Origin of the sequence: Brevundimonas sp. AAP58 (assembly GCF_001295975.1) — a bacterium.
Taxonomy (GTDB): Bacteria; Pseudomonadota; Alphaproteobacteria; order Caulobacterales; family Caulobacteraceae; genus Brevundimonas.
Genome location: NZ_LJHU01000075.1, coordinates 36,232 through 54,829, shown reverse-complemented (window position 1 = coordinate 54,829; position 18,598 = coordinate 36,232). Strand labels below are relative to the sequence as shown.

Here is an 18,598-nt window from a genome sequence, read left to right as displayed (position 1 = left end):
CCTTGTTTTCGTGAGGGCGCCCGACTGTGAGGCTGGCCCGACTGTCGGGGAAGACACCATGACCACACCCGCTGATGGCGGCGTTCTCGCGCTGATCGTGCAGTTCCTGCCGTTCATCGCCATTTTCGTGCTGTTCTACTTCCTGCTGATCCGTCCGCAGCAGAAGCGGGCCAAGGAGCACGCGGCGCTGATCGCGGCGGTGAAGCGCGGCGACACCATCGTCCTGTCGTCGGGCCTCATCGGCAAGGTGACCCGCGTCGAGGACGCCGAGGTCAATGTCGAGATCGCGCCCTCGGTCAATGTGCGGGTGGTCAAGGCCATGATCGCCGAGGTCAGGAACCGCACCGCTATCGCCGCCAACGACTCCAAGCCCGCCAAGGGTTGATCGCCGCACGCTGAAACGAAAGCGCCGTCCATGGTTCAGCTGTCGCGCTGGAAGGTCATCATCGTCGTCCTGTCGGTCGTGTTCGGGGTGCTGTTCGCCCTGCCGAACATGCTCACGCCCGCGCAGCGCGAGGCCCTGCCCGGCTTCCTGCCCAAGGGGACACTGAACCTGGGTCTGGATCTGCGCGGCGGCTCGTATCTGCTGCTGGAGGTCGACACGGCCGAGATGCGGACCAAGCGCGTCTCGAACCTCGTGGAGGACGTGCGCGTCACCCTGCGCGAGGAGCGCATCGCCACGACGGCGATCGCGCGCGAAGAGCGCGGCGCCCTGGTCACCCTCGCGAACGCCGCCCAGCAGGACGCGGCCTTTGAGGCCCTGCAACAGGCGGCCGGCGCGCCGGGGGCGAACGGCCAGCCCGAGCGGACGGTGCAGCGCGTGGGGTCAGACCGGCTGCGGTTCGCCTTTACCGACGCGGTCTGGAACAGCATGGCGTCGCAGGCGGTGGACCAGTCCATCGAGGTCGTTCGCCGACGGATCGACTCGCTCGGCACGCGCGAGCCCTCGATCACCCGTCAGGGTGCCGAGCGCATCGTGGTCCAGGCTCCGGGCGAGAGCGATCCGGCCGCGCTGGAACGGGTCATCGGCCAGACCGCCCAGCTGACCTTCCAGATGGTCGATGTCGAGAACCAGACCCAGGCGATCCAGACCGGCCTGATCCCGCCGGATGCGGAGCTGCTGCAGGATGAGTTGGGTACACCCTATTTGGTGAAGCGCCGTATCCTGGTGTCGGGCGAGAACCTCACCCGCGCCAACGTCGGCGCCGACGAGAGTGGCCGGCCCGCCATCGACTTCCGCTTCGACGGCCAGGGCGCGCGGCGCTTCGGCGAGGCGACGGCGCAGAACATCGGACGACCGTTCGCCATCATCCTGGATGGACGGGTCATCTCGGCGCCGACCATCATCAGCCCCATCACCGGAGGGACCGGCCAGATCACGGGCAGCTTCACGATCGAGAGCGCGGCCGAGCTGGTCAATCTGCTCAACGGCGGGGCGCTGCCCGCCCCCCTGACGGTCGAGGAGCGGCGCACGGTGACCGCCGAGCTCGGAGCCGACGCCGTGGCGGCGGGCGCGCTTTCGACGGCGATCGCGTTTGTGATCATTATCGTCTTTATGTTCCTCGCCTATGGCTTCCTGTTTGGGGGCGTGTCGGTCCTGGGCCTGTTGCTGAACGGCCTGCTGATCATCGCGGCCATGTCGATGACCCAGGCGACCCTCACCTTGCCGGGCATCGCCGGTCTGATCCTGACCTTCGCCGTGGCGGTCGACGCCAACGTGCTGATCTATGAGCGGATGAGGGACGAGGCCCGGGCCGGTCGGTCCGTCATCGCCTCGATGGACGCGGGCTTCAACAAGGCCTGGGGCACCATCCTGGACGCCAACATCACGACCCTGGTCGCCGCCCTGATCATGTTCGTGTTCGGGGCCGGCCCCGTGCGCGGCTTCGCATGGACCCTGACCATTGGGGTGTTCACCTCGGTGTTCTCGGCCGTCCTGGTGGCGCAGGTGCTCCTGGCCTGGTGGCTGAAGACGCGCCGACCCAAGACCCTGCCGATCGCGGAGAGCGTGCGATGACCTGGTGGCCCCTCATCAAGATCGTTCCGATCAAGACGAGCCTGAAGTTCGTCAAGTTCGCCAAGTTCTTCGGTGCCCTGTCGGCCGTGCTCTGCATCGCCTCGGTGGTCAGTGTCTTCTACCCCGGCATGAACATGGGCATCGACTTCCGTGGCGGGGCGGCGATGGAGCTGACCACCTCGGATGGCCGGACGCTGGATCTCGAGCAGGTGCGCTCGGCCGTCGATGGTCTGGGCATGGGCGACGTGGGCGTGCAGGGGATCGACGACGACTCCAGCGCCATCCTGCGGTTCCAGATTCCGGACGGTCAGGTCCAGGCGGCGGTGGTCGAGCGGGTGCAGACCGCAGTGACCGCCGAGGTTGGCGACGTGACCTATTCCGGCGTCAGCGTGGTGGGCTCCAAGGTCTCCAGCGAGCTGTTCACCTCGGGCCTGCTGGCGCTGGGCGCGGCGGTCGCCTTGATGTTCGCCTACATCTGGTTCCGCTTCGAGCCGCAGTTCGGCTTCGGGGCCGTGGCGGGTCTGGTGCACGACGTCGTGCTGGTGTTCGGGCTGATCGTGCTGTTCCGGCTGGAGTTCAACCTGAACATGGTGGCCGCCATCCTGACAGTTATCGGCTATTCGATGAACGACACCGTCGTGGTGTTCGACCGCCTTCGCGAGAACCTGCGCAAGTACAAGACCATGCCGCTTCGGGACGTGATCGACCTGTCGATCAACGAGACCCTGAGCCGGACCATCATCACCGGGGTAACGGCGATCATGGTACTGGCGGCGCTGGCGGTGTTCGGCGGGGTGGCCCTGTTCGGTTTCTCGATCGCCCTGATGGCCGGCATCATCATCGGCACCTATTCCTCGGTCTATGTCGCCGCGCCGATCATCCTGCTTTGGGGTGTGAAGCGCGGGGAGTTCGCGGAAGAAGCCAAGGCGATCAAGTTGGGGATGGCGAGCCGGCCGTAGGGGGTGGACGCGGTTTCTCCCTCCCCTTCAGGGGAGGGTGGTCGGAGCGAAGCGGAGACCGGGTGGGGGCGGCCTGATCAACCGGACTCCGATATCGCCTGTGTGTCGCGCGGCCGCCCCCACCCGGCGCTGCGCGCCTGCCCTCCCCGTTCCGGGGAGGGAGATGTAGAGTGCGCCGCGACTCACGGGGGACCCACATGGCCGGACTGCTTTCGAACTTCAGGAACACCCTGATCCTCAGCCTGCTGCTGGCGGGGGTGATGATCTTCGCCTTCGGGCGCGTGTCGCCAGGCGGCTTCGACCTCAGCTTCTGGCAGGCGGTGGCACGCTGGAGCCATGTCGGCTTCGGCATCCTGTGGATCGGGCTGCTCTACTACTTCAACTTCGTGCAGATCCGGGTCATGCCGAGCATCCCTGGCGAGCTCAAGCCGGCGGTGTCGAAGTACATTGCGCCAGAGGCCCTGTTCTGGTTCCGCTGGTCGTCGCTGTTCACCGTGCTGGCGGGCCTGGCGATCCTGGCGCTGCGCGGGCATGGCTATGCGATGGAAGTGATGAGCTTCGGCCTGGCCGGAGGCGTGGTGCAGGGGGATCAGGGATACATGCTGCTGGGCGTCGGGGTGTGGCTGGCCATCGTCATGTTCCTGAACGTCTGGGGCATCATCTGGCCGAACCAGAAGCGGGCGCTGGGCATCGTCGTGGTCGACGACGACAGGAAGGCCAAGGCGGCGCGCGTGGCGATGCTTGGTAGCCGGACCAATCTGCTACTCAGCTTTCCTATGCTGACCAGCATGGCCATGTACCAGACCCTGTTTGGCTGATCTGGACGACCAGGTCCGCGCGGCCGATCCGGACCGCTGGCTGTCCAGCCGGTTCGTCGGCGACGCCGAGGCGCGGGCGGACCTGCTCGCGCTCTACGCCTTCGAGTCCGAGCTCCTGGCCATTCCGACGCGGGTGACCCAACCGCTGTTGGCCGAGATGCGCTACGCCTGGTGGCGCGAGCAGATGGACGGGGTGTTCGCGGGCGAACCGAGGAAGGGGCATCCCGTGCTGGAGGCCCTAACGACGGCGGTCGGGCGACGCGGGTTGAATCGGGGGCCGTTCGATGCCTTGATCGAGGCGCACATCGGACGGGTTCACGGCGAGCCGCACGATCTGGACGCCTTCTACGTCGGGCCGATGCAGGCCGGCGTGCGGGTTCTGGCGGGGCCGGGGCACGAGGCGGCCGTCGTCGAGGCTGGGCGGATGTGGGGGCTGGCGCAGACGGGGCGGCTTGAGGAGGCGCAGGCGATGCGGGCCGAGGCGAACCGGGCGCTGAAGGCGCTTCCGGCCGTGGCGTTTCCGGCGGTGGCGCATGGGGCGTTGATCGCGGTCTCGCCGACGGATCCGACGCGCGCGATGCGGCTGACGTGGGCGGTGGCGCGGGGCCGGGTCTAGCGTCGGGTCTCCGGCCAGACGGTGACCTCGGCCGGCCAGACGCGGCGATTGGGCGAGCCGTCGTAGACCCAGGCGAGGCCGCGGGCGAGCGCGCGGGCGCCGGCGTGGGTCGCGGGCGAGGCGGCGGGGAGACCGTGCATCTCGCGTGCCCAGCGGGGCAGGAGGTCGGCGCCGGCGGCCATGACGAGGGCGGCGGAGGCACGTTCGGCCTGTCCGCCGATCCTCTGTCGCATGACGAGGTCGGCGACCTCCCGCGTACGGGCGTCGGCGCGCAGTTCGCCGCGCATGGCATGGATGAGGGCGTCCGCGGAGAGCCGATCGGTCGGGACGGGATCGGCACCCAGGGCGCGGCCGATGCGGGACATCTCGGCGATGTAGGCGTCCTGGTCGGCGCGGCTCATGGCTGGATCGCCGTAGCGGACCCAGGCGTCGAGGAAGCTCGTGATCTCTGTCACATGGACCCAGGCGAGCAGGCGCGGGTCGCTGACGCGGTAGGGCGTGCCGTCGGGCAGGGTCCCGCCCAGCCTGTGATGGATGCGACGCACGCGATCGATGGCGGCCTGGCCATTATGGGCATGGTCGTAGGTGGTGACGGCGATGAACTTGGCGGTACGGCGCAGGCGGCCGTGCATGTCGGCGCGGAAGTCGGAGTGGTCCCAGACGCCGGCCAGCACCGCGGGATGCAGCATCTGCAGAAGCAGACCCGAGACGCCGCCGATCATCATGGTGACGATGTCGCCGTTGACCCGCCAGGCGACCGAGTCCGGCGGGAACAGGGCGTCGGCGCGTCGCAAGGCCGGGCGCTCGCCCCGTTCGACATCGTTGAACAGTTCGTTGATGCGGCGGCGGATGCGAGCCTTGACGAACTCGGATGGTCGCATGGCGATCAGGCGGCGCCCCGCCAGGCGTTCAGGCCGTCCAGCGCGCGGATGCTCATCAGACGTTTCTTCGCTCGGCCGCGGTCCTTGGGTGGGATGCGTTTGCCCTCGGCATCGACGCGTGGGGCCTCCAGAGGAGGCAGGAGTCCATAGTTGATGTTCATTGGGGAAAACTTCGCGCCCTCGAGGTGGCCGCCGGTGATGTGTTCCACCAGGGCGCCGATGGCGGTGTGCGCGGGCGGGGCGTCCAGCGGCTTGCCCAGGCGTTCGGCGGCGGCGAGACGGCCGGCGAGGAGGCCAGTTGCGGCGCTTTCGACGTAGCCCTCGACGCCGGTGACCTGGCCGGCGAAGCGCAGGCGCGGTTGAGGTTTCAGGCGAAGTTGGCGGTCCAACAGTTTGGGACTGTTGAGGTATGTGTTGCGGTGCAGGCCGCCCAGGCGGGCGAACTGTGCGTTCTGGAGGCCCGGGATCATGCGGAAGACCTCGGCCTGGGCGCCGTGCTTCAGCTTGGTCTGGAAGCCGACCATGTTGAACAGGGTACCGAGCGCATTGTCCTGACGCAGCTGGACGATGGCGTGGGGCTTGACCGTCGGGTCGCGCGGGTTGGTCAGGCCGACGGGCTTCATGGGGCCGTGGCGCAGGGTCTCGCGGCCGCGTTCGGCCATGACCTCGATGGGCAGGCAGCCGTCGAAATAGGGGACGTTCTCCCACTCCTTGAACTCGGCCTTGGGGCCGCTGAGCAGGGCGTCGATGAAGGCGTCGTAGGTGGGCTTGTCCATCGGGCAGTTGACGTAGGCGGCGGCGTCGCCGCCCGGGCCTTCCTTGTCGTAGCGCGACTGGCGCCAGGCGATGTCGAAGTCGATGGAGTCGGCATGGACGATGGGGGCGATGGCGTCGAAGAAGCTCAAGGATTCCTCGCCGGTCAGGGCCAGGATGGCGTCGGCCAGGGCGGGCGAGGTCAGGGGGCCGGTGGCGACGATGACGCTGTCCCAGTCCTCTGGCGGCAGGCCCGCGATCTCCTCGCGCACGACGGTGACGAGGGGGTGGGCGTGCAGGCGCTCGGTGACGGCTTTGGAGAAGCCTTCGCGGTCGACGGCGAGGGCACCGCCCGCGGGCACCTGATGAGCGTCGCCGCAGGCCATGATGATCGAGTCCAGCGCCCGCATCTCGGCATGCAGCAGGCCGACGGCGTTGTACTCCCAGTCGTCCGAGCGGAAGGAGTTGGAGCAGACGAGCTCGGCGAGACCATCCGTATGGTGGGCGTCAGTCGTGACGCCGGGGCGGCGCATCTCGTGCAGGATGACGGGGACGCCGGCCTGGGCGATCTGCCAGGCGGCCTCGGAGCCGGCGAGGCCGCCGCCGACGACGTGGATGGGAGAGGGGGAGGTGGACATGCGGCTTTCTAGCCACGCGCGGCCGGTTCGTCAGCCGCCGTCTGTCGGCGAAGGCGTCGCACGGCTATAAGGGCGGCCGTGCTCAAAGAGGGGGCTTGATGAGCCATCGGGATGTCGGAAGCCGAAGGCTGAAGCTGACGCGCGCGTTGGGCGACGCGGTGGCGGCGTTTCCGCGTCTGTGCCTTGGGGCGGCTGGATCGCTGATCCTGCTGGCGGCGGTCTGTCTGGCCCCGCTGTTCGTGGAGGCTTTGAGCGGCGCGGTCGCGGCGGCGGCGGGTGCGGCGGTGGTTCTGGGTGTCGTGGCGGTCGGTGCGTTGGCTCGTCTGTCGATCACGCGGGACCTGAAGGCGGCGCGTGATCTGGGGCTCGAGCCTGGGGGACTCCAGTTCAAGTGGCCGGAGCTTCGGCTGGTCGGGGCGGCGCTGCTGTGCCTGATCTTCCTGGCGATGATCGTCTCGGTACTGGGCGTGATCGTCCTGGCCATCGCGGGCGGGGCGGAGCTGAACGTCGAGGCGATCCGGGCGCAGGACTGGGCGGCGGTCGGGCCGCCGTGGCGGCTGGCGGTCGTGGGCACCGTGGTGGCGGGGGCGCTGATCATTCCGCTGGTGCTAGCGGTGCGGCTGTCGCTGTTCGCCCATGCGACGCTGGGGCGGCGGCAGATGGTCTCGCTGAACAGCATGGGCATCGCCTACGGCAGCTTCTGGCAGCTGCTGGCGGGGTTGATCGTCACGAGTGCGCCGAAAATCGCGCTGATCGCCCTGATCGGGGGCGGGGCGCTGACCGGGACGGCGGCGACGGTCGCTTGGGTCGTAGGGCTGGTGGGCGTGCAGCTGCCGCTGACCATGGCGTTCCTGGGCGCGGCCTATCGACAGCTTGAATACTGGACGCCGGAGGAGAGATCGGCATGAGACGCGGATTTTCCATCGGGGATGCGGTCGCTGCGCCGTTCCGGCTGGCGTTCGGCAAACCGTTGTCGACGATCGCCTGGGGACTGGTGCTGCTGATCCCGTCGGTCGTGGCGATCGCGGCGGTTGCGCCCCTGTTCGCCGAGGCCATGCAGACGGGCGACGCGGCCGTCTTGGCCTCCGAAGGCGATCTGGAAGACTTCGAGAGCTTCAGCCAGTTCATGGCTTTCCAGGCCTGGAGCGGACTGTCCAACATCCTGGGGCTGCTGGCGACGCTGCTGGTCACCACGGCTGTGATCCGGGCGGCGATGGCCGGCCGGCGGGGCGACGGGGCGGCGTTTCTTAGGTTCAGCCGGGACGAGTTTCATGTGGCCGTGATCGGCATCGCCATCGTCGTCGGGACGGTGATCGTCTGGATCGTGCTGGGGGTTCTGATCGCGGGTTTCGGTATCGCAGGGGGGGTCTCCGGCGGCGAGATGACGTGGTCGGCGTTGACGGCGGTGGCGATCGGTCTGATCGGCCTGTTCGCCACCCTGGTCCTCTGGGGCCGTCTGTCGCTGATCGCGCCTGCTGCGGTGATTACGAAGACCCTGGCCTTCGATGAGGGATGGAGGGCAGGGCGCGGTCAGACCGCCAAGCTGTTCCTGCTCATGCTGACGCTGTTCGCGGTGACCATCCTGATCGGGATGGTCGTGTTCGTTCTGATCCTGATCGCGGCCGTGGCGCTGGGGGCGGGCATGGCGCAGTTCGACGATCCGAGCGCCTGGGACGACGAGGCGATCAATGCCTGGGTTCTGGCGCAGATGGAGAACCCCTGGCCGATGCTGGGGGTTGGGGCGCTGATGCTGCCGGTGCTGGCCTGGATCAGCGGGTTTTCGCAGGCGCTGTGGACCGCGCCGTTCGCAGTGGCCGCGCAAGGCCTGGTTCCGCGACCCGAGCTCGCCGGGGCTGACGTCGAGACGGCGAACCCCTAGGGTCGCCGACAGCAGGGAGAGGATTCGCCATGAGCTTTTCAGCCACCGAGGCCGCGTTCGAGGGCTTTCGCATCGTGCGGCGGAACCCGCTGGCGATCCTGTTCTGGGGTCTGGCCTATGTGATCTTCTTCGTCGCCTTCTTCGCCCTGGTGGGCGGGCAGCTGGCCACGATCATCGCCCAGGCCGAGACCATGCAGGGCGGCGACCCCGATATCGCCGATCTGCAGGCACTGGGCATGAGCTATGCGACCCTGCTCGGTTTCGCTGTGCCTATGGGGCTGATCGTAGGCGCGGTGCTGAGCGCAGGCGTCGCGCGGGGCGTACTGTTCCCGTCGCAGAAGGCGTTCGGATACCTGCGGCTGGGCGGCGACGAGCTGCGGGTGATGGCGGTGAACATCATCCTCGGCATCGTCATGGGAGTGGGCTCCTTCGTGGTCTTCATGGTGGTGGCCTTTGCGGCCGGCGTAGTGGCGCAGGGCGATCAGGGGGCGGGCGTCCTGACCGGGGTGCTCCTGGGGCTCGGCGCGCTGGTCCTGCTGTGCTGGCTGGCGATCCGTCTGAGCCTGGCCGTGCCGATCACGGTGGCGGAGAAGCGGATCGCGCCGTTCGCCTCGTTCGCCGTGACCAAGGGCAAGGTCCTCCCGATCCTGGGCATGGCGATCATCGCCTTCATCATGTCGATCCTGGTCAGCCTGCTGGGGACGATCATCTCCTTGCCGATCATGATGATGACGGGCGGCGGGCTGGAGCAGCTGGCGACGATGGACGGGATGTCGACGGCGCAGATCGTCCAGGCCGCGGGGCCGGGGCTGCTGGCCTGGGGCGTGGTGAATGCGGTGGTGTCGGCGCTGCAGCTGGCGGTGCTGTATGCGCCGTTCTCGGCGGCCTATCGGGACATCAAGGGGTTGCCGCAGGAGGGGTGAGTCCTCGCACCCCTCCGTCATCCTCGGATGACGTCGGAGAGGATGACGGCCGTGGGGTGAGGATCAGGCGCTGACCTTCTTCCGCGCCGCTTTCGGCTTGGCCTCCGGCAAGGCCGCCACACGCGCCCGACGGCGCGCCTCGTGGCGGTCCAGCACCTCCTTGAGGTACTTGCCGGTCCAGCTGTTCTTGTTCTGCGCCACCTCTTCGGGCGTGCCCACGGCGACGATCTCGCCGCCGCCTTCGCCGCCTTCGGGGCCGAAGTCGAGCAGGTAGTCGGCGACCTTGATGACGTCGAGGTTGTGCTCGATGACGACGATGGTGTTGCCGCTCTCGACCAGCTCCTGGAGCACTTCCAGCAGCTTCCTCGTGTCCTCGAAGTGCAGGCCGGTGGTGGGTTCGTCCAGGATGTAGAGCGTCTTGCCGGTCGCCCGCTTGGACAGCTCCTTGGACAGCTTGACCCGCTGGGCCTCGCCGCCCGACAGGGTGGTGGCCGACTGGCCGACCTGGACGTAGCCCAGGCCGACGCGCTCCAGCGTCTTCATCTTGTCGCGGATGGAGGGCACGGCCGAGAAGAAGCGCGCGGCCTCCTCCACCGTCATGTCCAGCACGTCGGAGATCGACTTGCCCTTGAAGACGATCTCCAGCGTCTCGCGGTTGTAGCGCTTGCCCTTGCAGACGTCGCAGGTGACGTAGACGTCGGGCAGGAAGTGCATCTCGATCTTGATGACGCCGTCGCCCTGGCAGGCCTCGCAGCGGCCGCCCTTGACATTGAAGCTGAAGCGGCCGGGGCCGTAGCCGCGCGCCTTGGATTCCGGCAGGCCCGCGTACCAGTCGCGGATGGGGCCGAACGCGCCGGTGTAGGTGGCGGGGTTCGAGCGCGGCGTGCGGCCGATGGGCGACTGGTCGATGTCGATGACCTTGTCGAAATGCTCCAGCCCCTCGATGCGGTCGAAATGGGCCGGGGCGTCGGAGGCATTGTTCAGACGGCGCGCGGCGGCCTTGTACAGGGTCTCGATCGTGAAGGTCGACTTGCCGCCGCCGGACACCCCGGTGATGCAGGTGAACAGGCCGACGGGGATTTCGCCCGTGACGTTCTTCAGGTTGTTGCCGGTGGCGCCCGAGACCTTGAGCATCTTCTTGCGGTTGACCGGGCGGCGGCCCTCGGGCGGGAGCTCGATCTCGCGCTCTCCGGTCAGGTATTTGCCGGTCAGGGAGCGGGGGTTGGCCATGACCTGCTGGGGCGTGCCTTCGGCGCAGATCTCGCCGCCGTGGACGCCGGCGGCGGGGCCCATGTCGATGACGTAGTCGGCCGTCAGGATGGCTTCCTCGTCGTGCTCCACCACCAGAACGGTGTTGCCGAGGTCGCGCAGGCCCGACAGGGATTCCAGCAGGCGGGTGTTGTCGCGCTGGTGCAGGCCGATGGAGGGCTCGTCCAGCACATAGAGGACGCCGGTCAGGCCCGAGCCGATCTGCGACGCCAGGCGGATGCGCTGGCTCTCGCCGCCCGACAGGGTGCCGGAGCTCCGCGACAGATTGAGATAGTCCAGGCCGACGTTGTTGAGGAAGCGCAGGCGGTCGGTGATCTCCTTCAGGATGCGCCGGGCGATCTCCATCTGCTTTTCAGTGAGGCTGTCCTCCAGCGTCGAGAACCAGAGGTAGGCCTTGGAGATCGACAGGTTGGAGATGTCGGCGATGTCCTCGCCGCCGACCTTTACAGCTAGGGCTTCGGGCTTCAGGCGCTTGCCGCCGCAAGCCTCGCACGGGGTCTCGGACTGGAAGCGGCCCAGCTCCTCGCGCACCCAGGCGCTGTCGGTTTCGCGCCAGCGGCGGTCGAGGTTGGGAATGACGCCCTCGAAGGGCTTGGAGACCTCGTACTTCCGGGCGTTGTCGTCATAGACGAACTTGATCTTTTCCGAGCCCGTGCCGTGCAGGATGACCTGATGGGCCTTCTCCGGCAGGTCGCGCCAGGGCTTGTCCATCGAGAAGCCGTAGTGGAGCGCCAGCGCCTGCAGCGTCTGGGTGTAGAGGGGCGAGGGGCCGCGCGACCAGGGGGCGACGGCGCCCTTGTGCAGGGTCTTGTCGCGGTCGGGGATGACCAGGTCGGCGTCGAAGGCCAGCTTGACGCCCAGGCCGTCGCAGACCGGGCAGGCGCCGAACGGGTTGTTGAAGGAGAACAGCCGGGGCTCGATCTCGCTTATCGTGAAGCCGGAGACCGGGCAGGCGAACTTCTCGGAGAAGACGATGCGGCGGGGCTCCTCGCCCTCGGGAGTGGAGGCCCACTCCGCGGTGGCGATGCCGTCGGCCAGGTTCAGGGCGGTCTGGAGGCTGTCGGCGTAGCGGCTCTCTAGCCCCGCCTTGGTGACGAGGCGGTCCACCACGATGTCGATGTCGTGCTTGAACTTCTTGTCGAGCGCCGGCGTGTCCTCGATGGCGTAGAACTGGCCGTCGATCTTGAGCCGCTGGAAGCCCAGCCGCTGCCACTCCGCGATCTCCTTCCTGTACTCGCCCTTTCGGCCCCGGACGACGGGGGCCAGCAGCAGGATGCGTTCGCCGTCGGGAAGCGCCGACAGCTTGTCGACCATCTGGCTGATGGTTTGGCTCTCGATCGGCAGGCCGGTGGCGGGCGAATAGGGCACGCCGACGCGCGCCCAGAGCAGACGCATGTAGTCGTGGATCTCGGTGACCGTGCCGACGGTCGAGCGGGGGTTCTTGGACGTGGTCTTCTGCTCGATGGAGATGGCCGGCGACAGGCCCTCGATCAGGTCCACATCGGGCTTGCCCATCAGCTCCAGGAACTGGCGGGCGTAGGCCGACAGGCTCTCGACATAGCGGCGCTGGCCCTCGGCGTAGATGGTGTCGAAGGCGAGCGAGGATTTGCCCGAGCCGGACAGGCCGGTCATGACCACCAGCTTCTCGCGCGGGATATCGACGTCGACGCCCTTGAGATTGTGCTCGCGCGCGCCGCGCACGCGGATGAAGTTGTGCTTTTCGGTCATGCTGTCCGGAGAACGCGGGAGAGCCGGGCGAGGGGCCCGGCGCGACAACGCTATATGGGGATCAAGACCGGCGATTCAGCAAGAACAATGTGGGAACATTGAGACGCTGCTGTCAGTCTGCGGACTCTCGCAGGAACGGGCCCGCGTTCAGGCTGATGGAGCAACGGAAATCGGCCGTGCCGTCGGTGGAGCAGACGTCGACGCCGAACAGGTCACGCTCGACGCGATTGGTAGAGCGCCAGGTGCGCCCGTCGTGGACGAACTGGGAGCCTACAGCGGCGCTGCGCTCTGCCAGACCCTCGTAGAAGGCGCGGGCGGGGCGACCATCGCAGGTGAAGACGACCATGTCGGTGTCGTGGTTCTGGGCGTGGGCATAGGTCCCGGCGGCTACGGAGGCCGCGACGCAGTCGGCGTAGAGTCGGGCGCGCGGTGAGGGCGGCAGGGTCGCGATCGCCGAGTAGTCGCGCAGCCCGGCGGGTGCGTCGGGGCCTGTGGCGCAGGCCGACAGCGCGCTGAGGACGACAAGCGGAACGCTGATGTTGCGGATCATGGGATGACTCCGGCCCTGCGTGCGCAGCCTGTCACGAAATGGGCTGCCCGTCAGGCCCAGCCGACAACCTCGCCAAGGCGCCGCGTGGGCTCGGCGGAGGGTAGGGTGGTGCGCGGTTCGGCCTCGGCCTTGCCGAACAACCAGCCCTGACCGTGGTCGACGCCGAGGTTCAGCAGGATGTCGGCGACGGTCTGGGTCTCGATCATCTCGGCGATGGTCTCGACCTTGAGGTCGGCGCACATACCGACGAGGTGGGCGATCATCGTCTGACTGCGGGGATTGTCGTCCAGGTTCTGGACGAAGCGGCCGTCGATCTTGACCGCGTCCACCGACAGCGCGCGCAGATAGTCGTAGGAGGCCGCGCCGGCGCCGAAGTCGTCTATGCAGACCTTGATCCCGGCGGCGCGAAGCGCGCTGATGCGGCGGTTGGCGGCGTCGAGCTCGGCCAGCGCGGCGGACTCGGTCACCTCGACCATCAGGCGCTTGCGGTCCTCGGGGCGCGAGGCGGTCATGCGCAACAGGGCCTCGACGTAACGATCGTCGGCGAGAGAGGCGCCCGAGACGTTCACGGCGAACTTCATCAGGCCCGCGCCGGGGCGGCGCAGGCGGCCCAGGGCCTTCTCCGCCACGGCCAGGTCGAAGCCGTCGATGAGGGCCAGTTCCTCGGCCATGCGGATGGTGTTGGCGGGGCCAGAGGTCGCCTTGAAGCGGGCGAGCGCCTCGAAGTGGTGAACCGCGCCAGTGCTCAGGGTGACGATCGGCTGATAATGGAGCTCGAAGTCGCGGGTGCGGACGACGGCGCGGAAGGCGTCGGCTTCTCGCAGTGTGCGGGTAAGCGAGGCCTGAAAGCTCATCTCGGGCTTTTCCAGGCCGCCGTCGGCGAGGCAGCCCTCGACGGCGAAGCGCAGGGCGCGGAGAGCGTTCAATGGCTCGCCCCCGTGCTCGATGGCGGCCTCCGACGCGCGGGGCGACAGCTCTATGCCCTCACTGCGGCCCAGTTCGCGGACCTCGCCGACGAGGTCGGTCTGATCGACGCGGTCTTTCAGCATGGCGAAACGTTCGGCGCCAAGCCGGCCGGCGCTGGCCCCGTCCAGTGACGCGGACTGGATGGCGGCCTCGACGCGGGCGACCAAGCGCTCTCCGGCCTCGCCGGACGCGGCCGCAGCTTCCAGACCCTCCACGTCCACGAAGGCGACGGCAAGGGGCCGGGCGTCAGCGGGGTCGGTCAGGACCTGACGCGCGCGTTCCAGCAGGGCCACCGGTGTCAGAACCGGCGACGAGTCGACGTTCGAAACGCGATAGGGCGCGCCCTCGTACTGGATGGCGCAAGAGATGTTCGGCGCGAGGTCCGGCAACTGGAACAGGCGCGCGGTCGCCCGGCGTACGCGGTGCTCGCCGCAAACAAGGTGAATCTCGAGGGGCGTGGTCCGGCGGCCGGGCGAAAGATCGGCGAGGGCGGCGCGCAGGGCCTCGGCAGATGCATCGGTCAAGATGCCCGGCAGGCTCAGGCCGATCAGTCGCTCGCTTGGAAGATCCGCGTGCGGACCCGAGCCGAGGGCGAAGACGACGCCGCCCTGGGCGTTCAGTTCGATCAGGAGGTCGGCCGAGGCGAAGGCGAGGCCGAGCAGACGGGTACGCATTGGCATGGGCTGAACCTTGCCATCGAACCCTTAAACTTCACCGCAGAGGCGCGGTTAACGCAGGCTGTCAGGCAGTGCGGTTGAGCGTGACCGCGCGGCTGTCGCCGGAATGGGCCTGGCCGGTGGCACCATAGCCAGTGCCGAGCGCGCGGGCGCTTGCGACCTCCTGGGCGATGGCGCGAACCAGGCCCTCGGAGACGCTGCGGGCGGCTTCGACCGTCCGGGCGTGGATGGCCAGCGCGGCCTCGAAGGCCTCGGTGGCGCGGATCAGGGCGGTGCGCTCGGTCGCGGGGGCACAGGCGATGAGGCCGGGGTTAGCCTTCACCTGGGCGGTCTCGCGGCGGTAGGCGTTGGCCAGTTCCTGGGTCTCGGCGAGACCGGCGGCGACCTCCTGGGGGCGGCGCGAGGCGAAGGCGTCGGTTTCCTTTTCCAGCCGGGCGGTCAGGCGGTCGGTCAGATCCGTCAGGCGTCGCAGATAGGCGGTCGCGGTGGTCGGGTCGGCGGTCATGCGGTGGCTCCGGCGGTCTGTTCAGACTGCATGCGGATCATCTCGGCCATGACGGTATCGGCCAGGCCGATGCCGCCGGCACGTACTGTCTGCTGGGCCATGGCGTCGATCAGAAAGCTGCGCCAGGTCGCCTCGGCCTCGCCGCCGCCGAACAGGCCGTTGGTGTCGAGGCCCTCGAACATGGGCTTGAGCATCTGGGACAGGAAGGAAGCCTCGAACTGCTCGGCAGTCTCGCGCATGCGACGGGCGTCGGCGCCGTTCGGCGCTGCCGGAGTGGCCTGGAGCAGGGCGGGGGAGACGGCGAGGTCGCTCATCAGATCACCTCGATGTCGGCCTGCAGCGCACCTGCCGCCTTGATGGCCTGGAGAATGGAGATCATGTCGCGGGGCGAGACGCCCAGCGCATTCAGACCCTCCACCAAGGTGGACAGCGAGGTCGAGCCGTTCACCAGACGGATCTCGCGGCCGAGTTCCTCTTCCACCGTCACGTCGGACTGGGGAACCACGGCAGTCTGGCCCTGGCTGAAGGGGGCGGGCTGGCTGACCTGGGGGCTCTCCTGGACCGAGATGGTCAGGTTGCCCTGGGCGATGGCGACGGTGGAGATGCGTACGTTTTCGCCCATCACGATGACGCCGTTGACCTCGTCGATGATGACGCGGGCGGGGGTGTCGACGGCGACGGGCATGTTCTCCACCCGGCTGATGAAGGCGGCCATTCCGAGCGCGGGGGGCGGGCGCAGGGCTACCACGGAGCCGTTCTCCGCCAAGGCCGTCGAGGGGTAGGTCGCGTTGATGGCGGCGGCGATGCGCTGGGCCGTGGTGAAGTCCGGATTGCGCAGGGTCAACCGGACCTCGGGCATGCTGTCGAGGTTGAAACCCGTCTCGCGCTCGACCGTGGCTCCCGAGGCGATGCGCCCGGCGGTCGGGACGCCGCGCGTGACCGAGGAGCCGGATGCGCCCGAACCCGATACTGAACCCGTCTGGATCGAGCCTTGCGCCACCGCATACACCTCGCCGTCCGCGCCCTGCAGGCTGGTGACCAGGAGGGTGCCGCCAAGCAGGCTTCGGGCGTCGCAAAGGCTGGAGACCGAGACATCGATGCGGGCACCCGGCGTGGCGAAGGGTGGCAACTCGGCCGTCACCATGATGGCGGCCAGGTTCTTGGAATTGGCGTTGGCGCCGCGGATGTTGACGCCCAGGCGCTCGGTCATGCCTTCCAGCGACTGGCGGGTGAAGGGACAGTTGCGAAGGCTGTCCCCCGTACCGTTCAGGCCAACGACAAGGCCGTAGCCAACCAGCTGGTTGGAGCGTACGCCCTCGATCGAGGCGATGTCCTTGATGCGCGACTGGGCCATCACCGGGCCAGCGAGCGCCAGCGATGCGGCGAGCGGGGCAAAGAGGACGGTGAGCAACTTCTGCATGGACGGTCTTTCGACAACGCGTTCGCAAGGCGCGATGCAGAAGGCATGCCGGATGAAATGTGGAGCAAGGACAATGCCTTGAGATATGCGCGCCTTCGCGTGTGGGCAAATCCTGCCGGGGCGTTAACCAAACGGTGACGGTCGCTCGCCGAAGGTGAGGTCATGGCTCGGAGCGCTCCGCGATGAAGATCACCGGCCCCTATGGTCCCGGCCCGACGGCCCCCGGCCGCCCGGCGCGAGCGGCGACGGGCGGGTTCGCCGTCTCCCAAGGGACGGGCACCGGATCAACAGCTCCGGCTCAGTCTGCGGCCACGGCGTCAGGCGTGTCCAACGTCTCCGCCCTGATGGCGCTCCAGGGCGTCGAGAGCGCGACCGAGCGGCGTCGGCGGGCGGTGCGCCGCGGCGGCGGCCTACTGGACCGGCTGGATGAGCTCAAGCTGGCGCTTCTGGCTGGGGAGAGCGGGGAGGCGTCGCTGGAGCGGCTGTCGCGGTCGCTGCGGGAGGAACGCCCGGAAGATCCCGATCCGGCCCTGACCGGCCTGCTGGATCAGATCGACCTGCGCGCCGCTGTCGAGCTGGCCAAGGCCGAGGTTCGCCGCAGCGCAGCATAAGCGCCAGTATTCCCGGAATTATCCCGGATCGACGAACCGGGTGATGAAGAAATGTCACGGTGATCGCGCAACCCAGGCATCGCCGCGATCACGGAATCGAGAACCGTGTTGCCGGGAATCTCGGACCTGCCTATACGCCGAACAACGCCACGGGGGGCGTTGTTCTGAGTGTGAGTGCGATGACCGCTTTAGCTTCGGTCCCATCGGACGAACCGGCCGGTTATCGGCCCACCGAGGACGAGCCGTTCATGAACGAACGGCAGCTGGCCTACTTCAAGTCCAAGCTGCTGGCGTGGAAGGACGAGATCCTTCGTGAGTCCAAAGGCACTGTCGTCAATCTGAAGGCTGAGACCGAGAACCATCCGGACCTGGTGGACCGGGCCTCATCCGAATCGGATCGAGCGCTTGAGCTGCGCACGCGCGACCGGCAGCGCAAGCTGATCTCCAAGATCGACGACGCGCTTCGCCGCATCGAGGACGGATCGTACGGTTACTGTGAGGACACCGGTGAGCCGATTGGCCTGGGCCGTCTGGAGGCCCGCCCGACCGCGACCCTGTCGGTCGAGGCCCAGGAGCGGCATGAACGCCGCGAGCGTGTCCACCGCGACGACTGATCGTCAGATAAGCGCTTCCGGCGGCAGCGCGGCCTTCCATTCCTTGAACGAGACGCGCTGCGGCGGCGTGCGGTCGCCGCGCGCCAGCTCGACGATCAGCGGGCCGATCTCGGACGGATGGGTCAGGGTTTCGGGGTCTTCGCCCGGGAAGGCCTGGGCGCGCATCTGGGTGCGCATCCGCCCTGGGTCCAGGACTGAGATGCGGATGTTGGTGGTCTCGATCTCGTCGGCCCAGGACAGCATCATGGCCTCGGCCCCCGCCTTGGTCGCGGCATAAAGGCCCCAGAAGGCCTTGGGCTCGCGCGCGAGGCTGGTGGTCAGGTGGATGACGCGGGCGGCGTCGGACTGGCGCAGCAGAGGCTCAAGCGAGCGGATCAGGCGATAGGTGGCCGTGAAGTTGGTCTTTTCGATCTTGGCAAAGCCGCGTGGGTCGATGTGGCTGACAGGGGTCAGGCCCTGTGCGCCCAGGGTCGCGGCCGCGTGGACCCAGATGTCGAGCTTGCCGAAGCGGCCGAAGATCGCGCCGCCCAGCCGGTCGATGCTGCCGCCGTCGACCAGATCAAAGGGCACCAGCGTCGCGTGCCGGCCGGTGGCGGCATAGACGGCGTCGTCCAGTTCCTCCAGAGCGCCTTGCGTGCGGCCCGTAGCGACGACGTGTGCACCGGCCAGCGCCAGCGCCAGCGCACTCTGGTACCCGATACCGCGCGAGGCACCGGTCACAAGCGCGATGCGGTCGTCGAGGGGGAGGGCGTCGTCGGTCATTCCGCCTGATAG

General features: G+C 68.2%; 19 protein-coding genes. 10 read left to right on the top strand and 9 right to left on the bottom strand.

Going from position 1 to position 18,598, the window contains the following annotated elements; genetic code table 11:
* The first annotated feature begins 58 nt into the window (after window positions 1-58).
* From yajC to IP78_RS15780, 5 genes are all read left to right on the top strand, one after another.
* The gene (gene yajC / locus IP78_RS10635; RefSeq protein ID WP_054111658.1) at window positions 59-385 is read left to right on the top strand and encodes a preprotein translocase subunit YajC; all 327 of its coding nucleotides are present in this window, start codon (window positions 59-61) and stop codon (window positions 383-385) included.
* A gap of 30 nt (window positions 386-415) precedes the next feature.
* The gene (gene secD, locus IP78_RS10630) at window positions 416-2,017 is read left to right on the top strand and encodes a protein translocase subunit SecD (RefSeq protein ID WP_054111657.1); all 1,602 of its coding nucleotides are present in this window, start codon (window positions 416-418) and stop codon (window positions 2,015-2,017) included.
* Complete coding sequence (gene secF / locus IP78_RS10625) at window positions 2,014-2,976, top strand: protein translocase subunit SecF (protein ID WP_054111656.1); 963 nt, start codon at window positions 2,014-2,016, stop codon at window positions 2,974-2,976. Before secD ends, secF begins: the two co-directional genes overlap by 4 nt.
* 197 nt (window positions 2,977-3,173) lie before the next feature.
* Entirely contained in the window at window positions 3,174-3,794 is a 621-nt protein-coding gene (locus IP78_RS10620) for a hypothetical protein (RefSeq protein WP_054111655.1), read from the top strand.
* Window positions 3,787-4,410: a squalene/phytoene synthase family protein gene (locus IP78_RS15780; protein WP_054111654.1), complete on the top strand. Its 624-nt coding sequence runs from the start codon at window positions 3,787-3,789 to the stop codon at window positions 4,408-4,410. Before IP78_RS10620 ends, IP78_RS15780 begins: the two co-directional genes overlap by 8 nt.
* Here the strand turns inward: IP78_RS15780 and IP78_RS10610 are convergent.
* On the bottom strand, window positions 4,407-5,291 hold the full coding sequence (locus IP78_RS10610; protein WP_054111653.1) for an oxygenase MpaB family protein: 885 nt from the start codon (window positions 5,289-5,291) through the stop codon (window positions 4,407-4,409). The genes IP78_RS15780 and IP78_RS10610 overlap by 4 nt on opposite strands.
* A 5-nt stretch (window positions 5,292-5,296) precedes the next feature.
* Complete coding sequence (gene trmFO / locus IP78_RS10605) at window positions 5,297-6,682, bottom strand: methylenetetrahydrofolate--tRNA-(uracil(54)-C(5))-methyltransferase (FADH(2)-oxidizing) TrmFO (protein WP_054111652.1); 1,386 nt, start codon at window positions 6,680-6,682, stop codon at window positions 5,297-5,299.
* A gap of 98 nt (window positions 6,683-6,780) precedes the next feature.
* Between trmFO and IP78_RS10600 the strand changes: the two genes are divergently transcribed.
* The 3 genes from IP78_RS10600 to IP78_RS10590 are packed head-to-tail and all read left to right on the top strand — an operon-like array spanning window position 6,781 to window position 9,484.
* Window positions 6,781-7,590, top strand: a complete 810-nt coding sequence (locus IP78_RS10600; protein ID WP_054111651.1) for a hypothetical protein — start codon at window positions 6,781-6,783, stop codon at window positions 7,588-7,590.
* Window positions 7,587-8,561: a hypothetical protein gene (locus IP78_RS10595; RefSeq protein WP_054111650.1), complete on the top strand. Its 975-nt coding sequence runs from the start codon at window positions 7,587-7,589 to the stop codon at window positions 8,559-8,561. The genes IP78_RS10600 and IP78_RS10595 overlap by 4 nt, the downstream gene beginning before the upstream one ends.
* Window positions 8,562-8,590: 29 nt before the next feature.
* Window positions 8,591-9,484: a hypothetical protein gene (locus IP78_RS10590; protein ID WP_054111649.1), complete on the top strand. Its 894-nt coding sequence runs from the start codon at window positions 8,591-8,593 to the stop codon at window positions 9,482-9,484.
* 63 nt (window positions 9,485-9,547) lie between these two features.
* On the opposite strand, the gene uvrA is transcribed toward IP78_RS10590, so the two are convergent.
* The 6 genes from uvrA to IP78_RS10560 form a co-directional block, all read right to left on the bottom strand.
* Complete coding sequence (gene uvrA, locus IP78_RS10585) at window positions 9,548-12,481, bottom strand: excinuclease ABC subunit UvrA (RefSeq protein ID WP_054111648.1); 2,934 nt, start codon at window positions 12,479-12,481, stop codon at window positions 9,548-9,550.
* A gap of 112 nt (window positions 12,482-12,593) precedes the next feature.
* On the bottom strand, window positions 12,594-13,031 hold the full coding sequence (locus tag IP78_RS10580) for a hypothetical protein (protein ID WP_054111647.1): 438 nt from the start codon (window positions 13,029-13,031) through the stop codon (window positions 12,594-12,596).
* A 50-nt stretch (window positions 13,032-13,081) separates the two neighbouring features.
* Entirely contained in the window at window positions 13,082-14,671 is a 1,590-nt protein-coding gene (locus tag IP78_RS10575) for an EAL domain-containing protein (RefSeq protein ID WP_231680987.1), read from the bottom strand.
* Between the two features lie 67 nt (window positions 14,672-14,738).
* Window positions 14,739-15,179 carry a hypothetical protein gene (locus tag IP78_RS10570; RefSeq protein WP_054111645.1) on the bottom strand — a complete coding sequence of 147 codons (441 nt, stop codon included), beginning with the start codon at window positions 15,177-15,179 and terminating at the stop codon, window positions 14,739-14,741.
* On the bottom strand, window positions 15,176-15,493 hold the full coding sequence (locus IP78_RS10565) for a rod-binding protein (RefSeq protein WP_054111644.1): 318 nt from the start codon (window positions 15,491-15,493) through the stop codon (window positions 15,176-15,178). The genes IP78_RS10570 and IP78_RS10565 overlap by 4 nt, the downstream gene beginning before the upstream one ends.
* Entirely contained in the window at window positions 15,493-16,599 is a 1,107-nt protein-coding gene (locus IP78_RS10560; RefSeq protein WP_054111643.1) for a flagellar basal body P-ring protein FlgI, read from the bottom strand. The genes IP78_RS10565 and IP78_RS10560 overlap by 1 nt, the downstream gene beginning before the upstream one ends.
* A gap of 182 nt (window positions 16,600-16,781) precedes the next feature.
* Here IP78_RS10560 and IP78_RS10555 point away from each other — a divergent pair, with 182 nt between their 5' ends.
* Both IP78_RS10555 and dksA read left to right on the top strand, forming a co-directional pair.
* Window positions 16,782-17,210: a flagellar assembly protein FliX gene (locus IP78_RS10555; protein ID WP_054111642.1), complete on the top strand. Its 429-nt coding sequence runs from the start codon at window positions 16,782-16,784 to the stop codon at window positions 17,208-17,210.
* Window positions 17,211-17,389: 179 nt separating this feature from the next.
* Complete coding sequence (dksA, locus tag IP78_RS10550) at window positions 17,390-17,824, top strand: RNA polymerase-binding protein DksA (protein ID WP_054111641.1); 435 nt, start codon at window positions 17,390-17,392, stop codon at window positions 17,822-17,824.
* A gap of 3 nt (window positions 17,825-17,827) precedes the next feature.
* Here dksA and IP78_RS10545 read toward each other — a convergent pair whose 3' ends face one another.
* Window positions 17,828-18,586, bottom strand: a complete 759-nt coding sequence (locus IP78_RS10545) for an SDR family NAD(P)-dependent oxidoreductase (RefSeq protein ID WP_054111640.1) — start codon at window positions 18,584-18,586, stop codon at window positions 17,828-17,830.
* Between the last annotated feature and the right edge of the window lie 12 nt (window positions 18,587-18,598).